Genomic DNA, 19952 nt, shown 5'->3' with positions numbered 1-19952 from the left:
GTCGTGCGGCCACTAGCGACAAAGCGTAAGTCGCAACTGAACACCGTCGCACGGTGTTTACAGCCGTCATTTCGATGGCAATCGCTTTATGGTGACGAGCAGGTTCGTCCTGCTGAGGTCAGCGCTTACACGAAGGTGCTGCATCGGTTCGGAGCTCGTGATTTGGGTGATGCTACATCCGTGGCTTAGCTCGAGTTTCTGTTTTGAACGTTACGTAGCATGCTTCGAGTGGGAGGCAAGGAGGCCTCCTTTCAAATCTCATAAATCAAACGATGAACACGCATCCCAACATTCAACGCCGCGATCTTGAGATCCTCCGACGCTTAGCTCGCTGTTATCGCATTACAACGGCCGAGATTGAGGCGGAGCACTATGGCATTTCGCAGTCCACGATGCGAAAGCGACTCAATGTCTTAACCGCAGCGAAGCTCGTTTGCCGGCTCACCGCTTGGTGTGCCATGGGCATGGAGGTTTCCGACCCGCTGTTCAGCTGGCGTCCTGGCGAGCCGGAACCGGACTATGAAGTCATCTCACATCAAGCTCGCACTCGTTGGAGGTCGATCCCTGTTCGCGAGAAGAGCGTGTTTTGTATTAGCAATCGGGCGCTCAACTATTTCGGTCTACCGCCGCGCAAACACTTAAAACTCACTCAGGCGACGCACGATCTGGGGGTCAACCTGTGTTACTGGTACGCAAGAGTTCGCTGGCCAGATCTCGAGTTTATCGGTGAAGACCTTTTCTCTCCGCTCAGGGGGCATGGAGAAGGTGTTGAGGATGCTCAGTTGGTTGACAGCAAGCAGAGAATCGTTTGCTGCATTGAACATGTCGGGGCATATCGTGCTGACCGAGTTGCACACTTTCATCAGCACGTCGGTGCTGAGCGAAACCTTCCCTACTTTTTGTTTTGATCATGAACCACGTCACCATTCAAACTGCGACATTGGCATCACCGCGCAGCAATCGCCTGATCATGCACGTCTGCCGCAACTCGATTAGCCTGCTGGATGTGATGCATCGGCTGTTCTTTGACGGCCTGAGCCACGATGCCTGTCGCAAAGCGGTCAATGAACTGATCGAGCAGCGCTTCATCAACAAATACGACTTGTGGGGAAACAGGAAGCTTTACCGGATCGGCCCAAGGGCAGTCTCAGCATTCGGCTGGCCTAGAAAGCGTGCAGACCGTCCCGGACCGCAGCGGCTCCCCTACCTGCTTGGTGCTCTGAACTACACGTGCATGCGGGAGACGGTTCAGAAACAGCTGCTTGCGTCCGAACTCAAGCGGAAGTGCCCATGGTTTCCCGATGAGTTGATACACCCCTGGGCGTACACTTGGCGGGATGAAGTCTTGAGGACGATTCGCGTTGAACCGCGCTGTGGGCGTCCATTGCGAGTCGTTCGCAAGCTGACAAGTCAGCTTTATCAGTACTGCGGGTGCCCCGAAGTACAGCGACTACAGGATGAGGGAAGACTGATTTTTGCCGTTGTCGTCGCAAGCGATGAGCAGGCACGGGTGCTAAGGCAAGCCAATGACGATGAAGGTAGTCCCCTTCATCTAGAAACCTCCGTCTACTCCGACCTTATTCGTTTTATTTAGGAGACCGGCGATGAAACTCGTTGATACGCACGTCCCGTCGGCGACGGACAACCCACTTGATCCCAGGCAACTTCCTCTCTGTCGCGAGCCGTTGGAATTAATCATGCCGGTGCGTACAAGGGCAAAGGATGATGACCAAATCCATGCCCGCAAAATCCTAATTGGAATCCTTGTCAGCACGGCAGTGGCGGTCGTTGAACTAAGTGTCGTTCTAATTTGGGAAGCCTTCACACTGGTACATGCGGTCGTCTTTTGGGTGGTTAGCAGCGCATTGCTGCAAAATGCGATCACGCAGCGGACGGCTCCCTTCCGCCCTGCGGTTAATTTCACGCGGTTCACATTGCTGGTAAGCCTTGCCAACGTGGCCTTGGTGACATCCATTCATCTAATGGATGGGTATCGATACCTCTTGCCCGTCTCGCTGATCGGGCTGGTCCATCAGATGATTTCGTTTCGTCGACACACGATCGCCGAAGCCGTCGCCGGCATGCATGACCGGGAGACCGTCCGTCGATTTCGTTGGTGGAAACAGATACCCGCGACCCTGCATCCATGCTCGCGATGGCAAGGCTTTGTGGCCGCGGTTCAAAGCTACCTGAGCTATGGCCGTGATCAAATCAAGTCGCCTGCTTCACTTCGCAGTCCCGCTGGAGCATATGTCTGGCGATTGGCCTCAAGCATCTTCAGCGTGACGCTGATCACGATGTCGATCTACATCGGCTTTTCGTCGAGGGTAATCGCTTGGATCAATGACTTGCTCGAGCCCTTGTTGTTTGAACCGGGCAAGATTGCCGCAATCTCGTGGGTGCTAATTTGCCCGATCGCCGGGATGCTCGGCTGGCTTGTCGCGTTGGCGCTGAGCATTTGGCGATTCTCAGGCCGGGCGTTGGCACTCAAAGAGGCACAGATTTCGACTCCAAAGTGGCGTCCCATGCTGGACCGACTGGAAGGCTCAGCCAATGAGATTGAGCGTGAAAGTTTGTGGCTGGGCTGGGTGAGCTATGACTACTCGCCAATTCTATGGCCGATCTCAAAGCTCTTTCAGCATTCTTGGATCTGTGGTTCAACGGGTAGTGGCAAAACATCCTGGCTTCTTGCGGTGATCCTCGATCAGTTGATCTACCGTAAACCTGACGTGCAAGTCATTGTCATCGACCTAAAGAGCCATACCTACGAAATGCTGTCAGCCATGCAGAGGGCTGCAGCAGATCAATCGGTGAAGTGTGGCCGGTCGATTCCGGTAAAGTACTTCACGCTTCGAGAAGGCGACGCGACTTATTTACTGGATGTGTTTTCCCAGGGGTGGTGGAAGCAACTGGCCACACCGCAGCGTACGGGAGTGATTCTTTCCGCCTTGTCGCTACAGTACAGCGCCGCCTACGGTGAATCGTATTACCGAGATTCTGCATACAAATTCTTGTCGCATGTCTTGGACCGTCACCCGATGGTTGGCAGTTGGGCTGAGTTGGTCCAGCGATTGCGGGATGCGCAGCGGGGAGCAAAACCACACGAGCTTTCCGAACGGGTTAAGCAAGACGGCGAGCATGTATTGCTGATAATCGAGCGTCTCGCCTCCCTTGCAGCTCTCAACTGTGACGCCGCCATGGACCAGCAAATACGGGATGAGGCGATCGATTTCTTAGCCGGCCATTGCTATTTCGCTCTCAATGCTTTGGAAAACGGGCTCATTGCTGGCGAAGTCGGCCGGCTGGTGACGGGTGCAATTCTCGGTGCGGCGCGTGCCATGCCCAATCGAGAGACGATTCTCGTGATCGACGAATGGCAGGAGATGGTATCTCGTGATCTGGAACGGCTTCTGAGTCAGGCGCGCAGCCTCGGTGTCGGCGTAGTGCTATCGAACCAATACACGGCCCAGCTGATTACCAAGGACATGGACATGCGTTCGACAATCGAAGCGAATACGAATCTCCAAGCGTGGATGAAAGTTACCGATGATATCGGTCGTGAGCAGCTGCGTAGGCTTGGCGGTCAAGAGATTATCCCGCTGTTCGGCTATCAAATACGACAAGGGCAAACGGCAAGCATCAGCGTGACAGAAACCGTTCAAGATCGCATTCCGGGAACACTGGCGTCTCGCGTGTCAAGCGACCCAATGCAGTTGTTCATGCGACTTACCGAAAACGCCGGATATGCCCAATTCCACGACCTGATTTTCGCGGCGCGTAGCATGTTTCACCAGGACAAGACGGATTACGAGGATGCCCAAGCGATGCCCTGGCCTGCCGGCGCTAGCGGCACACTCATCAATCGGCACCGGATACCCAAGCAACGGCGAACGACCTCCAGAAGCGTAACGATTGGACCATGAAATTGGCGCAGCATACTGCCGATAGAAGCGGATCGAGCAGCGCCACAATGGGAATACCCAATTACGAATCGAGACTTTTGATTGCAACTTCATACCTCAATCCCCAGGAGGCTTAGACGAACACGCCTTTCGTCCCCTTGGTATCGAGCAACGCGCTCGTTCACACGCATGTCACCAAGCATGCATCGAAAGGTTTGGTGATCCTAGCGACGAAGACCGCTGCAACGGGAACATCGTCGGCTGCCGACGGGCAGTGATCCAAGAACGTTTGCCTGCAAGCAACGTGCCTTTCGCTGAGTCACTGATGGTGGCTCAGCGAGAGGAGGAAGTGATTGTCCAGCCCGGTGATTTCCTCTCAGAGAAGTCCTCACCGAGCCAAACAACAGGAATGAATCGGATGAAAACACAAAGCAAGCAGGAAAGCAATGGGAATGTGGCTCCGCCATCGAGCCAGGTGTTTTATGCGTGGGACAAGTCGCGATTGCGGCGTACCGGTCGCTCGTGCAGGTTTCCTGACGAGTACATCCCGGTTGCCGCCGTCGCGTGCGACGATTTGGAGGAGGTTTTCTGGATGATGAACTATTCCAGCGACTTTTTCGATCCACTCATGAACGGCCCGATTGTTCTCAATACCCGTTGCCTCAGTGTGGGTGACGTGGTGATGCGACCGGACGGGAGCACCTGGATATGCGGCCCACGCGGTTGGGAACCGATATCGCATGGCGAAGAGTACCAGTTCGACGTGATTGTTGACCCGGACGAATCGGTGAATCGGTTCATGACCGATTTTAGCGACATCTAGCCGAACTGCATTCCAACATGCTCCTCGCTGTCGGGAGAAAAACAAGACAGCGCAGCCACGGCCCTCAGAATCGAGGGCCAGGCTGCTTTTCCTCAATCAACTAAACCCAAGGGAGAACAATCATGTCGACAAACAATTCACCGATCCATGACATTCGCGTAGGACATGGAATCAAGGCCACGATCTGGGCTAACGAAGGTGACCGCGGAACGTGGCACAACGTCACTATTAGCCGAACATTTCAAGACAGTGAAGGACGATTGCGAGACACCAACAGCTTCACCAAAGAACAGTTGCCCTTCGTCGAGAAGGCCGCAGATGCAGCGTTTCGCTATCTGCAGGAAAATATTGCAAGCAAGCAGAGTGACAATTAGAGCGCAGCGCAATTCTCGCAGCTACCAACCGCGTTACGAAAGCTGCGTTGCGCAACGGTAATCCAGGAATGTTTTATCGCTGGCAACGGCCGAGGTTGCCAGCGATTAGGGCAAGTATGTGATCCAGAAATTCAATTAAGGCAAGATTCCGTGAGCGCATCACGGGAGGAGGCGCCCACGGACATGAAAGAAGAAGAGCTATTTCAACGACTGGAGCGGATCGAGCTGTTGCTCGAGAACCTCACTGACAACATGTCCGCAAAGGAGTTCTACAGCACTTCCGAAGTCGCCGAGATGCTGGGACGAGCCGAATTCACTGTCAGGGAATGGTGCCGACACGGTCGGATTCTCGCAGAGAAGCGCCCCTGCGGAAGAGGTCGCAATAAGGAATGGATGATCTCGCACGATGAAGTGCAGCGAATCCGCAACGAAGGGTTGTTGCCGCTGTGAGTGGGCTGGAGAACACCGACCGATTCACGCCGGTGGACGAGCTGAAGCGGTGGTATTTCGTGTGCGAATGCTGCGATGCCAAGTTTTTTTCGATTCAGCAGGAGGCGAATTGCCCTCGCTGCCTTCAGGTATGCAGGTCCGCCGAGCGAGTCATCCCACCATGGCTGCGTGGACGCGATTCGGTCGGCGACCAGAGCGGTGTTTCAACTGGGAAACCGCCAGAATCCAACAACGGCCGATATGACAGTGGTAGTACTGGTACACTCGGCCGGGTCCAACCAGTTGAGGAAATATGATGTCGAAACGGGAAAAGAAATCGAACGCGGAGACCACCGATTACGAGGCGGCGTTCCACGAGTTGATGAAGCGAAAAATGCGCGACGGATTGTCGATTGAAGATCGCATCCGGCACCTCGTGTTCGCGATTGTCGATTCAAGCTGCCCTCTCCATGAATACGCCAGCCGGACGCCGAGCGTCCAGAAGGTTTCGTACCTGATTGGCGAAATCGAAGAAGGAGACCGTCAAAGTAGCCCTGTCCGAGACGCGATGTTCAAACTGAGTGGTCGGCTGGGAATCCTGAATCAGACTTCAGATCAGGTGAAGCTGCGAATCGCGATGCCGCAGCCGCATGAAGTTGCGGCCATCAATGAGCTGAGATTCGATATGGAGCGACTGGCATTGATTCGTCTTCACAGGATGGAAGACAAGGGAAGGAAAAACGCGATTATTGAAAGCCTGACATTGGCCAACTACGAAATGGACGCGGTCAGCAAGCTCAGCGAGTCATACCGGGCCAAGGGTGAGGAACTCTCGCAGAAGTTTACGAGCGACCCTGGAGTGGGGGACTGGGCGGATCGGTTTTGGAAACGCGACATTCGGTTTCATTGTTTTCCGTCCCTCGAGACTGCTTCGAGCGTCGGCGCCGATTTGCTTCAAATACTTCTGGAGCGAATGCGAATCAGCGCTTCGGATCGACAAAAGATCGTCGAGCGAATCCCGACGTCCGTAGCCGAGCACGCCAGGATCATCGAGACGGTCGCCAAGACACCGGCCGCCAACTCAGAGCAGGATATCGACTTGGCGCTACGTGACCATCTACGAAGTTCCAACGAATACTTCGGGCTGGACATCGGTGGCGGCGGGAAAGGTCCAGCTCCGTCGGTCCCTCGTTGACCGGCCAGATTTTCGAAGTTTCGAATCATGAATTTTCCGAGTCTTCGATTATGAGTTCGTTTTCGTACGGCGCATCTACACTCAGTCAAACCGAATCATTTCGTCGTGCTGAGCAAGTCCTAAAATGCTACCCAAAACCTCCAACGAACCAACCATCCGCTGCATAGTCGTGTGTGGTCCGGCGACCTGCGGCAAGACCACGCTCGCTAAAGCCGTCGAAAAGCAAACGGGCTGCAACAGGATCGAGGGCGATGACTATCATTCCGAAAAGTGGAAGCGCAAGCCCTACCCCTTGTCTGACGAAGAGCGAGATCGATGGATTGCAAAGCTGACTCGAGCGATTTGCCAGTCACTTGCCGAGCACCGAATGACTGTTGCGACGTGCTCTGCACTGACGCGTCGAGTTCAGAGCCAGTTGATGGCGATACGTGGCGTCGTACTGGTTTATCTCGACATCTCGCTAGCGACGGCATTGATGCGTGCTTCTGCACGGGCCGCCAACCAGGATCACTGGTTTCACGAGGAGTACTTGATTCGAGACCAATTCAAAAGGTTACAACTCCCAGTGGCAGGGCATCAGGTGGTGATTCATTCCGGCGACAAGGAACCGGAAAAGTTGGTCACCACCGTGCTGAGTTTTGCGAAATGGAAACTTCTCTGTCCGAAATGTGAATCGGCGCGTTGAGAGGACATGCCGAGTGATTGGATTCACACTCTTCACGAAATCCAAACGAGAATCGCCGATTCTTTCGGAGCCCTTATGGATCACTCGCTCCTACGAGTAAAGTAGCGGTCAAGCGTGCGACGCAACTGTGTGTCGGCTGCGGAGCATAGACGCCACGCGAGCAGGTAACCCTGCTTCTGACGATTGCTAAGTTTCCAGTTCAGTGGAATAACTTGGTTCGCATCAACAAAGGCGATCGTCTGAACGATCACTGGAGCCTCGCCTTCCTTGTCGCGCGTCTGGTTATCAAATGTCGCCTCAAAGCTCGGGGGAGCAAGCATTTGCTGACTACCCCTTGCCTCGAAATCGGTGAGCATCTTTTCCCAGTTCTTGCGAATCTCTATCGGCTGTTGTTTTCTTGGGTCAAACTCGGGAATGTATGGCATGCTGTCTGATTTGGTATCTGAGAGGCTATCGCCGAAACTTCTCTCTGGCGCGGCCATCGTCGCCGTCGAAGGTTCCGGCAAAGCTTCCGAAGCATCGAGATACAATGCTGCAAGGTCGGATTCCAAGTTGCCGCGTTCCAGTTGAGAGGCCGAACGCACTTTCGCCATCGCTTCAATCGGCCCAGTCAACCAGCGAAATCCACCGGCAATTCCTCCGGCGCCAGGAATTTGGTTTTGATCAACACTTGCCGACGGCTGTATTCGCAGTAGTAGAATTCGATCAAATGTCTTCGTCTCTTGCGCCTCAGCAACCCAGCGTTTCAGGAAAAACTCGATCCAGTTGACAGCCGTGACGATTCCCTCGTTGTCAACATAGCCGCCGTCGCAAATCGCTACACTCTTTCCGACAGAACTGGATTGCTCTGGTTTCGTGAATGGTGACACGTAGGGGAAGGTGGCTGAAGTCCTGGCTGCTGTGGCGGGCCGCACGTCAAACGGCTGCGTTTCGGTTGCCAACAATTCGCGATAGTTGAGCGGCCTTGCCGTGAGCCCAACGCTTGACGACCGTCGAGGAGTTGGGACTGTGTCGAACAGGATTCTGCGACCAGTCACAGCATCGGTTGAGTTGAAAACGACGATTGGAACGGTTCCAATTAGTGCGCGGTCTCCCCAGTCCCCCATAGTCAATTCCCGCTGCTCATCTGGAAGTCGCGAGGTGAAGCTGTCCTCTAAACGCTGCCCACGACCCGTTCCGGGAATCCCCACAAGGCCGTATAGGTCGTCGACGCTAATCCCAAAGGCGATCGCCTCGAGTGATGATCTGGCTGCCAACTCGAGGGCAGGACTCTTCTCTTTCAGATCACGATGAGTCTCGTCCGTGGTTGGTGGCGGTGCGCCCATCAATCGTTGGTCAAGCAATTCATTGTGATACCGATTGCTGACAAACATCAATGTTCCAACGCTTCCGCCGGATACGCCACTGATCACACAGACAGAGTCTTTGAACTCTTCGTACTCCTGAGAAAGCTGGTCCAAGACACATGCCGCCCAGGCCGCTGCGTGAATACCGCCACCCGGACAAGTAACCACCACCAACGTCTTGCCTTTGCCATTCTCGATGGTTTCGAGTCGTTCCATTCGACTGGCAACGGCCTGCCAAGCATCTTTTTCAAGTGAAGCGGTCTCCGCGGCAATGAGGTCAATGCGATCTTGCATCGATCCGCCTCGATCGAGCAACTCATTCTCCTGCTGCCGCACCTTAGCGATACGTGACACGAAATGATTCTCTGCACGATCCTCAAATGTTCGAAGCACGCGAGTGGACCCGTGGAACCAAAGCACCACCGCTAGAATCAAAAGAATCACGATTAGCGAGGGAATGCGCCACCGATCCAATACGTTGGCGATCCCGGCCAAAGCCATGAATGGCAACCAGATCAACATCACCAGCATTGAAGGAGCAGAAGTTAGCCAGTAGAAGTCGCTCTCAAGCCAACGAATGATTCCTCCGTGACCCACGCCCAATAGGATCAAGTAGATGAGGAATTGCAGGTCGATGGACTCAATGCCTAGAACTCGAAGAACGTCAAGCTTTGAAGAGAACTTGTCCCAAGGAATAATCCCAACGGATGTCCTTGCCTCGAAAGGAAAGTAGTTGGCGGTGTCTTTCTGACTGCCGACGAGTTTCGACTTTAGCCATCCAATCACGATTAACCCCGCGATGGCAGCCGCTGCGCCCAATGCAATCGCAACGATTGATCTCCACCAATGCCCGTCCGGTGGAAGCTCAGTTCCAAATTGAAACGCCAGAATTGCGGGAGCGACCAAAGCAAAAAGTAACACAGCCTGCATGCGTGAACGACTCCAGGGAGCATTTCCGTCGCCGGCAATCCATTGAAGCCATCGTCCTCCCACGATCCTTGAATTCAGCAATCGAAGGATGGAAAAAGAAAAGTAGAATGCGACGACGTTTGTAAGCGTCAGAAATGCTATCTGTGAGTAGCGATCCAGCAGAAGCCCATTTGCAACCAGCGATTCCAACGCAGGGACGAAACCCAGCAGCGGCCAGCAGACAAGTGCGAGCAGAAGAAGAATCCCAAAGCGTTTGCGAACTATGCGTTCGATCCAGAGGAACGCCTTCGCCTCGGAATCCTGGTTTCCGGAGTCGCTCTGATTTACCGCCGTTTCAGAAGCGTCATTGCCCATTTGGGTGCCCATTGAGGAGTTTCGCCCAAATAGTGCGTTGAGCGCCGGACGCCCTGGTCCGCATAGTGCTCAGTTTAGCGAATTGGAACCTCTACGGAGGAATTTGGCAGCTTGGACTCAATCAAACTCTGACTCGAAAGCTGGAGGCGTGACACCTTTCTCCTTGAGAGCCGCCAGGTACTTGTCAGGTTCTGCCGCGAGCTTCTTGGCACATCCGGCGCAACAGATGAAGACGGCTTTGCCCTTGACGTTCACCTTGCCGGGAACTCCCATTCCACCGAGCGGCTCATCCATCACCGGACACACTTTCTGCGCGGCGATTGCATCAGCATCTGCCAGCGTTGATTCGAAGACACCGGGACGTACCTCTTTTCCTTTCGCGGTGTAGTACTTGGTGAGGTACTCGTCCGACGACTTCTTCAGTTTGTCGACACATCCGGCACAGCAGACGAACAGTGCCTTGTCACCCAGTTGAACCTTGGGCGGCTTCCCCATCGATCCCAGTGACTGCCCGCTCACAGGACAAGTTCCCTGGAGACTGATCAGCAGTGCATCCGACAATCCGTCCTCGCCAACGCGCCCCATTGCGTGGAATTCGATTGCTGACGACGTAATTCCCTGGAGTTGGACGTTCAGATGCAAATCGTGCGAGACGACTTTGGATAGATTGACTCCCACTCCAATGGCGCCATTCTTGAGTGGCTTCAAATCATAGGCGTACTCCTTCGCGTTATCGCCGACTCGCAAAGATAGCTTGCCAGACGCCTTGGAAACATCGAGCTGTTTTGCATCCGTACTCAAGACGGTGAACATGATTCCTTTCTCGCGAATCACTGTTTCAACGTTGTAATCACCCACCTTATGAATCGTCCCACCATTCGGCCCAGCCGCTGCGGCATGTCCGTGCTCGTGATGATGACCTTCCGCGGAATGCGAATGGGTAGAACCGGATTGTTGTGAAAACGCAAAAGAGGTGAAGCCAAAAACAAAAATGGCGGACAGGAAACTTCGAAGAAAGCGCATGATGAATTGAATCCTCTGGTAGCGAGCTTAGAGATGGATTTATGATCGATTGAGTTTCGCGAGGTACTCGTCGGGATTGGCCAACAGCTTGTCTCGACAGCCGTCGCAGCAAATCCAGACACTCTTGCCGTCAACGTCAACCTTGATGGGGGCACCCATCGATCCGAGCATTTCTCCGCTGACGGGGCACATGTGCTGTTTCATCGCCGATTCGTAATCCTCCGGCGAAAGCTCTTTCAGGCCCTTCATCATTTCAGCCATGTTCGATTCACCCCCCTCGGTCATCGCGTGGTCGTGATCCGCGTGATCTCCATGGTCATGATCGTGGGCGGTTTCAGCAGGCGTGTCGGCTTGGTCTGATTCCGCCGGCGAGGGGCTCGAGGATTGTTCCGTCGTGGCGGAATTGCAGCCGAGTGTGACTGCGAACAAAAGGAATGCGAGCCCAAACAGGGCGACGAACGTTCGTTGCATAATGTTCTCTTTCACGGAAAATCGTGTGTTGTGGGGCCAGCCTAGCGGGGCCGGACTCGCATTTTGGATGCCCGAGAATCCAGATTCTTCACTCTGGACGCCCAAAAAAGTGGAATTTGGGCATTCGCATGAAGAAATGGCTGATTCGTGCATCCAAAGGCATGCACTGAGATCCCCTAGGGAACGGCATTATGAGTGATTCCTGCGACTCCATTCGACCACTGCTTTCAGCCTATTTTGACGGCGAACTACCCGTAGAGGCCGCCAATCGGGTGTCCAGCCATGTTGCGTCATGTGCCGAGTGCCAGGCCGAAGTGCAGTCGTTCGGGCAAATTTCCGATTGGATGCGGGCAACCGCCGACACCGAGCCGCCTCCGGTGATTTGGGACCGAATTGAGCGGGAGATGATCCCGTCGGAGCCAAAGGTAGTTCCGTCAGAAGCAGCCAAGTCATGGATGAACGATTCTCGATTTGCCGTCGGCACGATCGCTTTGGCCGCATCGGTGCTGCTGATGGTGGGTGCCGGTATCTGGTTCGCTGGAGGCAAGCATGTTGGTGGCAACCAGATTGCGATGGAACATCACGACGACATTTCAGCCGAGCACATGGCTGAGTTCGTTCGTGTCATGGACGAGTATCTTCAAAAGTTGCCTGAGAATCCAACCGAGGCCGAGCAACTGTTATTTAGCAAGTACAAAGGCGAGCGAGTAGACGAGCGGCGGGCAGTTGAGCTGGTTGGTTATCGTCCGATTGTTTCGCAAGGAGTTCCGGAGGGATACTCGCTGGCCTCGACAAGTGTGCTTCGAATGCCTTGTTGCACTTGCGTAAAAGCGGTTTGCAGGCGAGCCGATGGATCGACCCTGGTACTTTTCGAACATGATGACGAGGAGGTCACTTGGTTTGGTGATCGTCCTTCGAAATTCGCTACATGTGGTGACAAAGAATGCTGCCTGGTCGAGCTGGACGAGAGCATTGCTGCCACATGGAAGCAGGGAACTCGAAGCATCACAGCCGTCGGTGTTCGCGACGAAGACGAGATTGCGAAGTTTGTTTCCTGGATGGAAGACACAAAAACAAATGGGTGAGAAGATGGGCAAAGCTCGGATCCTCCAGTTCTTGCAAACGCACGCACTAAAACTATTCGCGATTCAAGCGATTTGCTTCCTACTGCTCGGGGTAGCGGTTGCCTCGTGGTGGCATCGTGGCGACGCAAGCCAGAGTGCTGGACAACCAGCAGCAAATGAAGCGGGCGCGGCAAATGCCAAAGCGGAGATTTGGACGTGCAGCATGCATCCCCAAATACGCCGTGATGGCCCAGGGAAATGCCCGATATGTGGAATGGACCTCGTGCCGGTTAAGAAATCTGTTGGCGGCGTACGGACCATTTCGATTAGCAGTGACGTCAAGGATCTGATGAAAGTTGAAACAGTCCCGGTCGCGCGTCGATACGTAACGGCGAACGTGCGAATGGTCGGAAAAATTGAGTACGACCAGACTCGGTTGGCGCACATCACGGCCTGGGTCTCCGGACGACTGGACCGACTCTTTGTTGACTTTGAGGGTGTCGAAGTCAAAAAGGGCGACCACATGGCCTACATCTACAGCGAGGAACTCTACACGGCGCAGGAAGAACTGATTTCTGCAATCGAGTCGAAGGCCGAGCGACCGACGAGCCGCTTTGTCGAGCCCATCGATCTTGCCGAATCGGCGCGTGAGAAACTGCGTTTACTGGGGATCACCGAAGATCAGATCAAAGAGATTGAGCAGCGGGGAACACCGAGCACCCACCTAACGATCTATTCTCCGGCCGGTGGTATCGTTGTCAAAAAACTGAAGCAGGAAGGAGATCGAGTGGCCACCGGTGACCGCATCTATACGGTCGCCGACTTAAGCCACTTGTGGGTCCAGCTGGACGCGTATGAATCAGATCTTCAGTGGCTTCGTTATGGCCAGGATGTTGAATTCACGACGGAAGCCTATCCCGGTGAGGTTTTTCACGGCCGTATTGCTTTTATCGATCCCGTGCTGAACGAAGCGACTCGAACCGTCAAAGTTCGAGTCAATGTTTCCAATGAAGATGGACGACTGAAACCCGAAATGTTCGTTCGGGCGGTCGTGCGTTCACAAATTGCTTCGGGCGGGCGAGTTCTCGATGCATCGCTGGCTGGGAAATGGATCAGTCCGATGCACCCGGAGATTGTGAAGGACGAACCAGGAACTTGTGACATTTGCGGGATGCCGTTGGTTCGAGCCGAATCGCTGGGCTTCGTCACGGCTGAGCCAACAGACGTAGCCAAACCGCTCGTCATTCCGGTGTCCGCTGCTTTGCTAACGGGAACGCGGGCCATTGTCTATGTACAGATTCCCGACGCACCGGAGCCGACCTACGAAGGTCGTGAAGTGGTGCTCGGGCCGCGGGCCGGAGACTATTACCTGGTCAGGTCGGGCGTCAAAGAAGGTGAACTCGTCGTGGTCAACGGGAACTTCAAACTGGATAGCGCACTGCAGATCGCAGCGAAGCCGTCCATGATGACTCCTGAAGGTGGAGGAGGCGGTGGAGGGCATCATCATGGTGGAGAGTCAACGCCAAAGGCCGACGGCCAGCCGATGCCTAGTTCCCAGCATGCCGGCATGTCGATTCCAGAGCCACTGCAATCCCAGCTTCACGAGACCGCAAGAATCGTCGACGGGATTGGCGAGGCGATTCAGTCGGCGGAACTTGACGCAATCCGCAACGCTTTTGACGCTCTGGGCCAACAAGTCGCTTCGCTCGGCGCGAGCCAACTGACCGGCGACATGCGGTCTCAACTGGATGAACTGACGATGTTGCTCCGAAACGATGCCGTCGAGGGGCGCGACGTTAAATCGATGCAGGCTGCAGATCGAGTCTATCTGCTCACCAAACAGCACGTTGAGCGATTGCAGAAAACATTTGGTCTTACACACGGCGACCACAAGATGGCCCACGAGAGCCTGGAGGTGCCAGTCGCCTTCCGTGAACAACTCGGCCGGATCATCCCGTTCTACCTTGCGATTGGAAGCGGATTGGCGGCTGACAACCCCCAAGCCGTTGCCCAATCCATTGGCGGGTTGCAGCAGGCTGCGAGTTCGGTGGACGGGGGATTGCTTACAGATGCGGCAGCGAACCGATGGGGAATGGAAATCGACAGTTTGGCAAAGATCATCACGCAACTTGCTGCCGCGAAGGATCTGGCAGAGCAGCGATCAGCGTTCGCGTTGTTGTCCGATGAAATCCTCTCGCTCCATCACACCTTCGGTTTCACCAGCAGCGAACCGTTGTATCAGCTGCATTGCCCAATGGCCTTTGAAGGAAGAGGAGCCACGTGGCTGCAAGCAGACAAACAAGTGAGAAATCCATACTACGGCGCGACGATGCTGAAATGTGCCGATCAGGTGCAGCCGTTGAGTGATGCTCAGGCCGCGGCCGCTCCCCAACATGCCGGCCACAACCATTGATTGTTCGCTGCAAGCTCGAGTTGCAACACCGCTAGACTTTCGAAACAACACGATTTAGCAAGCATTGATGACTGCCAACGCTTCCGACCCGCAATCCGAGGAATTTGAATCTGCTCGCCGGGGCATTCTGGGCGGGATCATTTGGTTCTGCATTTCCAACAAACTTGTCGTCTCGTTGTTGGTGCTCGCGATTGCAGGCTGGGGTGTGATGGTTGCACCGTTCGACTGGGAAATCGGCGCGCTGCCGCGGGACCCTGTACCAGTCGATGCGATTCCTGACATCGGTGAAAATCAGCAGATCGTTTTCACTGAATGGATGGGACGCAGCCCCCAAGACGTCGAAGACCAGATCGGGTATCCGATGACGGTCGCTCTACTTGGCATCCCAGAAGTCAAAACGATTCGAAGCTATTCGATGTTTGGCTTCTCGACCATCTACATCATCTTTAATGAGAAAGCCGAGTTCTATTGGTCTCGCTCGCGTGTGCTGGAGAAGCTGAACAGTCTCCCCGCCGGTACGCTACCTGAAGGTGTTCAACCAACACTTGGGCCTGACGCTACGGCGCTCGGGCAAATCCTCTGGTACACGCTCGAAGGCCAGGATCCCGAAGGCAATCCAACCGGGGGCTGGGACCTGAATGAATTGCGAACGATTCAGGACTGGTATGTTCGCTACGCACTTGCCTCTGCAGAAGGAGTGAGTGAAGTCGCCTCCATTGGCGGCTTTGTCCAGGAATACCAGATCGACGTTGATCCGGATGCCATGCGAGCGGCCAAAGTGTCGCTGGCCGACGTCTTCCAGGCGGTTCGAATGTCGAACGTTGACGTGGGCGCGCGAACGATCGAGTTAAACAAAGCCGAGTACGTGATTCGTGGACTGGGCTTCATCAAACAAATTGAAGACATCGAAAAAACCGTCGTTAAGGTCGCGGACAATGTTCCGATCACCATCAAAGACGTCGGGACGGTCAGGCTTGGGCCGGCGCTCCGTCGAGGCGCGCTTGACAATGCCGGTGCAGAGGCCGTGGGTGGAGTGACCGTGGTCCGGTACGGTTTTAATCCGCTCGAAGCGATCAAGAACGTCAAAGAAAAGATCGTCGAAGTTTCCCCCGGATTGCCGACGAAAGTCATCGTCGACTACACCAAGACGACGCCTGCACAGGTTGATTCATACGCCGACGCGAATGGTTTGCCGCACCTCACCGCCACTACAACCAACTATGACACGTGGGTTCAGCATCTTCGCGGAATTCCGCAAGAGAGCTGGCCACGCTGGGTCACGACGAGCCAGGTTCGCATCGTGCCGTTCTACGACCGAACCGGTGTGATCTACGAGACCCTCGGGACGCTAAATACGGCGTTATCGGAGGAAATCCTGGTCACGATCATCGTCATTCTGGTGATGGTGCTGCACCTTCGGAGTTCGATTCTCATCAGCGCTCTACTTCCGCTGGCCGTGTTGATGTGCTTCATCGCGATGAAGGTGTTCGGCGTGGATGCGAACATTGTCGCGCTGTCCGGGATCGCCATTGCGATTGGCACGATGGTCGATATGGGGATCATCCTTTGCGAAAACATCCTCAAGCACCTGGACGAGGCCAATCCGAGTGAAGATCGCGCCCACGTTATCTTCCGGGCCTCCAACGAGGTCGCAAGTGCGGTTTTGACAGCCGTTTCGACCACCGTGGTCAGCTTTTTGCCGGTGTTCACGATGATTGCGGCGGAAGGCAAGTTGTTCCGGCCGCTGGCGTTTACCAAAACATTCGCTTTGATGGCTTCGGTTATCGTCGCCCTGACAATCATTCCTCCTGCGGCACACGTCTTAATGGGAGGGCGAATCAGGTCGGATGCGATCCGCCGCTACGCACTGTTCGCATTGATCATCGCAGGCGTGTTGGCCATGTTTCTGGTTGCATGGTGGGTTGGCGTCATCGTCGTCGGTCTCGGACTCTACAAATTATTGGAATCGAAGATTCCACCTTCGTATCAAAAGTTCGGGCCGTACCTCGCCAGCGCGGTCGCGGTTCTCGTCGTTGGTGTTTTGTTGACGGAACACTGGCTGCCGCTTGGTCCGCAAAAAGGTCTTGTACGAAACCTGCTGTTTGTTGGATGCCTGATTGGTTGCCTTCTCGGCTTTTTCACGGTCTTTCAGCGTTATCTCTATGAACCGATTCTGCGCTGGTGCCTCAGGCACAAGCTGCTCTTCCTCTCCGTTCCCGCACTGATCGTGTTTACCGGGGGATGTGTATGGCTTGGCTTTGATAAGGTCTTTTCCTTTGTGCCCAAGGTTGCTTCATCGGTTGGCGTCGAGGAATCGACGATTCGAGAAGCCGGTCCTTGGAAGGCGGCAAGCAATACATTTCCCGGATTGGGGAAGGAGTTCATGCCGCCGCTCGACGAAGGCTCATTCTTGTACATGCCCACGACGATGCCACATGCATCGATTGGCGAAGCGATGGATGTGCTGCAGTTGCAAAACCGTCTGCTGATCTCGATTCCAGAGGTCGACTCGGTGGTGGGAAAGATCGGTCGAGCGGACAGCCCTCTCGACCCAGCTCCCATCTCGATGATCGAGACCTTTATCACTTACAAATCGGAGTATAAGACAGACAGAAACGGGAACCGGTTGAAGTTTCGCTACGACGACGCGGCGGGCGAATATGCCCGCGATGAAAACGGGGAATTGATTGAGGACCCGCATGGCCAACCCTTTCGTCAATGGAGAGATGAAATCCACTCGCCAGACGACATCTGGCAAGAAATCACAAAAGCAGCGGACATACCGGGAACCACTTCTGCTCCGAAGCTGCAGCCGATTGCGGCGCGGATTGTGATGCTGCAAAGCGGCATGCGGGCCCCGATGGGAATGAAGATCAAGGGTCCCGATCTCGAAACCATCGAACGCGTCGCACTTCAAATCGAAGGCCTGTTGAAGGAAGTTCCCAGCGTTCAGGCGTCCGCTGTTATCGCCGATCGGATTGTCGGCAAACCCTATTTGGAAATCGACATCGATCGGGATGCGATCAAGCGTTACGGCTTGCACATCCGCAGCATCCAGGATGTGATTGAAGTCGCCATCGGAGGCAGGCGGATCACGACAACGGTGGAAGGTCGGGAACGGTATCCAGTCCGAGTTCGCTACGCCCGTGAGTTGCGAGACGACCCCGATTCGCTGCGGCGAATCTTGGTTCCAACTCCGGCTGGCCAGCAAATTCCACTCGAACAACTGGCGAGCATTGAATATGTACGTGGTCCTCAGGTCATCAAGAGCGAGGACACGTTCTTGTTGGGCTACGTGCTGTTTGACATGAAGCCTGGAAACGCGGAAGTCGACGTCGTCGAGGACGCTCAGGCGTACCTGCAAGAAAAGATTGCCAGCGGTGAATTAGTTTTGCCAGCCGGCGTGAGCTATTCCTTCGCGGGCAACTACGAGAATCAGCTGCGATCGCAAAAAACGTTGATGGTCGTGCTTCCGCTGGCGCTGGGGATCATTTTCCTGATCTTGTATTTCCAATTCAAATCGGTTTTCACGACTTCGCTGGTCTTCAGCGGAATCATCATCGCGTGGTCGGGTGGCTTCATCATGTTGTGGCTCTACGGAACCGATTGGTTCCTGGACTTCAGTGTCTTTGGCACCAACATGCGAGATCTTTTCCAAGTGCATACGATCAACTTGAGTGTGGCCGTATGGGTGGGATTCCTAGCGCTGTTTGGAATTGCAAGCGACGATGGCGTTGTGATCGCGTCTTACCTGGAGCAGAGTTTTCGCAAGGAACGCATCACGAATGTCCAGCACGCACGTGAAGCAACCGTGGCCGCGGGCCTGCGGCGAGTGCGTCCCTGTTTGATGACGACGGCAACGACGCTCCTGGCATTGATCCCAGTGCTCACCTCCACGGGTCGGGGCAGCGACATTATGGTGCCCATGGCGATCCCGAGCTTCGGTGGAATGACGATCGAGATCATTACGATGCTGGTCGTCCCCGTTCTCTACTGCATGTTTATGGAAGCAAAGATCAAGCTCGGCATCGAAGACGAACGGTTCCAAGAGAATGCTTGATGATCTGCGGCGCCGATCATTTGGGTCAAGAGAGTATTAGAGCACGCAGCGTCATTCATCCGCCGATTGGTTGAGCGAAAACATCTGCGGGTTGGCATCGAACTTTTCCGCGCACGCAAGCGAACAGAATACGAGTCGCTGACCAGATCGAGTGCGTCTCGCTGCGGCCATTCCCGGCTTCACCCACATCCCACAGACGATATCGCGATGGCTTCCATCAGCTTGCTCGTTCTCGGTCGGATCCGGGCCCCGGCAAAAAACGGATGGATGACGGAAATGTTCTGTCCGATAGATCTTCAGCAGCTGCTCTACCAAAACTTCCGGGTCTGACTCATAAACGACGTGTGCTCCCGTGTCCTTGTTGCAGACGGAAAGAATCTCGTGGACCAAATCACTGATTCCACCGGTTTGTGTGAGAACGCCTATCAGCTTGCCTTCGTCGTAGGCGATCGCCAATTCACCGAGCGTTCCACTGCTCCCGCCGACAATGACCACAATGTCGCTACTGCGGATGTTGACGACCTCCCGCCCCATTAAACCACTGCCTGTAAAGATCAGGACATCGTGCGCCAGTGTTGGCGATTGATATTTGTAGGCATGTTCGTCAAGGCTCAGGGCAGGCGAAATCCCGATCACTGTCCCACCAGCCTGCTTGGCACCACGTGCGGCTGCTAGCGGCAGCCCGGGACAGGCACCAGTGATGGTGATACATCCCGCATTCGCAATCGATGTTCCTAATCGCACCGCCTTGCTCAGGTGTTCGTCATGGATGCTGCTTCCGGCACCGCCCATCACTCCGAATTTCAGCGGAAGGTTGGGATGAAATGCGGCAAGAGTGGAATCTATGGGCGAATTCTCTCGTTGTTGATCAAGATTGGACATC

At 54.7% G+C, this 19952-nt stretch carries 15 protein-coding genes; 11 read left to right on the top strand and 4 right to left on the bottom strand.

The window, feature by feature from the left end; all coding sequences use genetic code 11:
• The first annotated feature begins 272 nt into the window (after positions 1-272).
• The 8 genes from H1B37_RS28520 (at position 273) to H1B37_RS28485 (ending at position 7408) form a co-directional block, all read left to right on the top strand.
• Positions 273-908, top strand: a complete 636-nt coding sequence (locus tag H1B37_RS28520; RefSeq protein ID WP_182870684.1) for a winged helix-turn-helix domain-containing protein — start codon at positions 273-275, stop codon at positions 906-908.
• A gap of 2 nt (positions 909-910) precedes the next feature.
• On the top strand, positions 911-1594 hold the full coding sequence (locus H1B37_RS28515) for a hypothetical protein (RefSeq protein ID WP_182870683.1): 684 nt from the start codon (positions 911-913) through the stop codon (positions 1592-1594).
• A gap of 10 nt (positions 1595-1604) precedes the next feature.
• Positions 1605-3923: a helicase HerA domain-containing protein gene (locus tag H1B37_RS28510; protein WP_182870682.1), complete on the top strand. Its 2319-nt coding sequence runs from the start codon at positions 1605-1607 to the stop codon at positions 3921-3923.
• A gap of 253 nt (positions 3924-4176) precedes the next feature.
• On the top strand, positions 4177-4725 hold the full coding sequence (locus tag H1B37_RS28505; RefSeq protein WP_182870681.1) for a hypothetical protein: 549 nt from the start codon (positions 4177-4179) through the stop codon (positions 4723-4725).
• A gap of 122 nt (positions 4726-4847) precedes the next feature.
• On the top strand, positions 4848-5099 hold the full coding sequence (locus H1B37_RS28500) for a hypothetical protein (RefSeq protein ID WP_182870680.1): 252 nt from the start codon (positions 4848-4850) through the stop codon (positions 5097-5099).
• Between the two features lie 183 nt (positions 5100-5282).
• Complete coding sequence (locus H1B37_RS28495; RefSeq protein WP_182870679.1) at positions 5283-5549, top strand: helix-turn-helix domain-containing protein; 267 nt, start codon at positions 5283-5285, stop codon at positions 5547-5549.
• A 292-nt stretch (positions 5550-5841) separates the two neighbouring features.
• On the top strand, positions 5842-6723 hold the full coding sequence (locus H1B37_RS28490; RefSeq protein ID WP_182870678.1) for a hypothetical protein: 882 nt from the start codon (positions 5842-5844) through the stop codon (positions 6721-6723).
• A 124-nt stretch (positions 6724-6847) separates the two neighbouring features.
• Positions 6848-7408: an AAA family ATPase gene (locus tag H1B37_RS28485; RefSeq protein ID WP_182870677.1), complete on the top strand. Its 561-nt coding sequence runs from the start codon at positions 6848-6850 to the stop codon at positions 7406-7408.
• A gap of 80 nt (positions 7409-7488) precedes the next feature.
• Here H1B37_RS28485 and H1B37_RS28480 read toward each other — a convergent pair whose 3' ends face one another.
• From H1B37_RS28480 to H1B37_RS28470, 3 genes are all read right to left on the bottom strand, one after another.
• Complete coding sequence (locus H1B37_RS28480) at positions 7489-10038, bottom strand: patatin-like phospholipase family protein (protein ID WP_182870676.1); 2550 nt, start codon at positions 10036-10038, stop codon at positions 7489-7491.
• A gap of 117 nt (positions 10039-10155) precedes the next feature.
• The gene (locus H1B37_RS28475) at positions 10156-11061 is read right to left on the bottom strand and encodes a hypothetical protein (protein WP_182870675.1); all 906 of its coding nucleotides are present in this window, start codon (positions 11059-11061) and stop codon (positions 10156-10158) included.
• 39 nt (positions 11062-11100) lie between these two features.
• On the bottom strand, positions 11101-11532 hold the full coding sequence (locus H1B37_RS28470) for a hypothetical protein (protein WP_182870691.1): 432 nt from the start codon (positions 11530-11532) through the stop codon (positions 11101-11103).
• A 191-nt stretch (positions 11533-11723) separates the two neighbouring features.
• Here H1B37_RS28470 and H1B37_RS28465 point away from each other — a divergent pair, with 191 nt between their 5' ends.
• The 3 genes from H1B37_RS28465 (at position 11724) to H1B37_RS28455 (ending at position 19069) form a co-directional block, all read left to right on the top strand.
• Positions 11724-12617 (top strand): zf-HC2 domain-containing protein, encoded by an 894-nt coding sequence (locus tag H1B37_RS28465; protein ID WP_182870674.1) that lies wholly within the window; start codon positions 11724-11726, stop codon positions 12615-12617.
• Between the two features lie 4 nt (positions 12618-12621).
• Positions 12622-15009 (top strand): heavy metal-binding domain-containing protein, encoded by a 2388-nt coding sequence (locus H1B37_RS28460; protein WP_182870690.1) that lies wholly within the window; start codon positions 12622-12624, stop codon positions 15007-15009.
• Between the two features lie 67 nt (positions 15010-15076).
• Positions 15077-19069 carry an efflux RND transporter permease subunit gene (locus H1B37_RS28455; protein ID WP_182870673.1) on the top strand — a complete coding sequence of 1331 codons (3993 nt, stop codon included), beginning with the start codon at positions 15077-15079 and terminating at the stop codon, positions 19067-19069.
• A 51-nt stretch (positions 19070-19120) separates the two neighbouring features.
• Here the strand turns inward: H1B37_RS28455 and H1B37_RS28450 are convergent, their stop codons facing one another.
• Entirely contained in the window at positions 19121-19951 is an 831-nt protein-coding gene (locus H1B37_RS28450) for an SLOG cluster 4 domain-containing protein (protein ID WP_182870672.1), read from the bottom strand.
• Position 19952: the final 1 nt, after the last annotated feature.

Origin of the sequence: Stieleria mannarensis, assembly GCF_014154935.1 — a bacterium.
GTDB classification, from domain to species: domain Bacteria; phylum Planctomycetota; class Planctomycetia; order Pirellulales; family Pirellulaceae; genus Stieleria; species Stieleria mannarensis.
The sequence above is the reverse complement of the archived record's forward strand: the minus strand, read 5'-3'. Positions and strand labels throughout refer to the sequence as shown.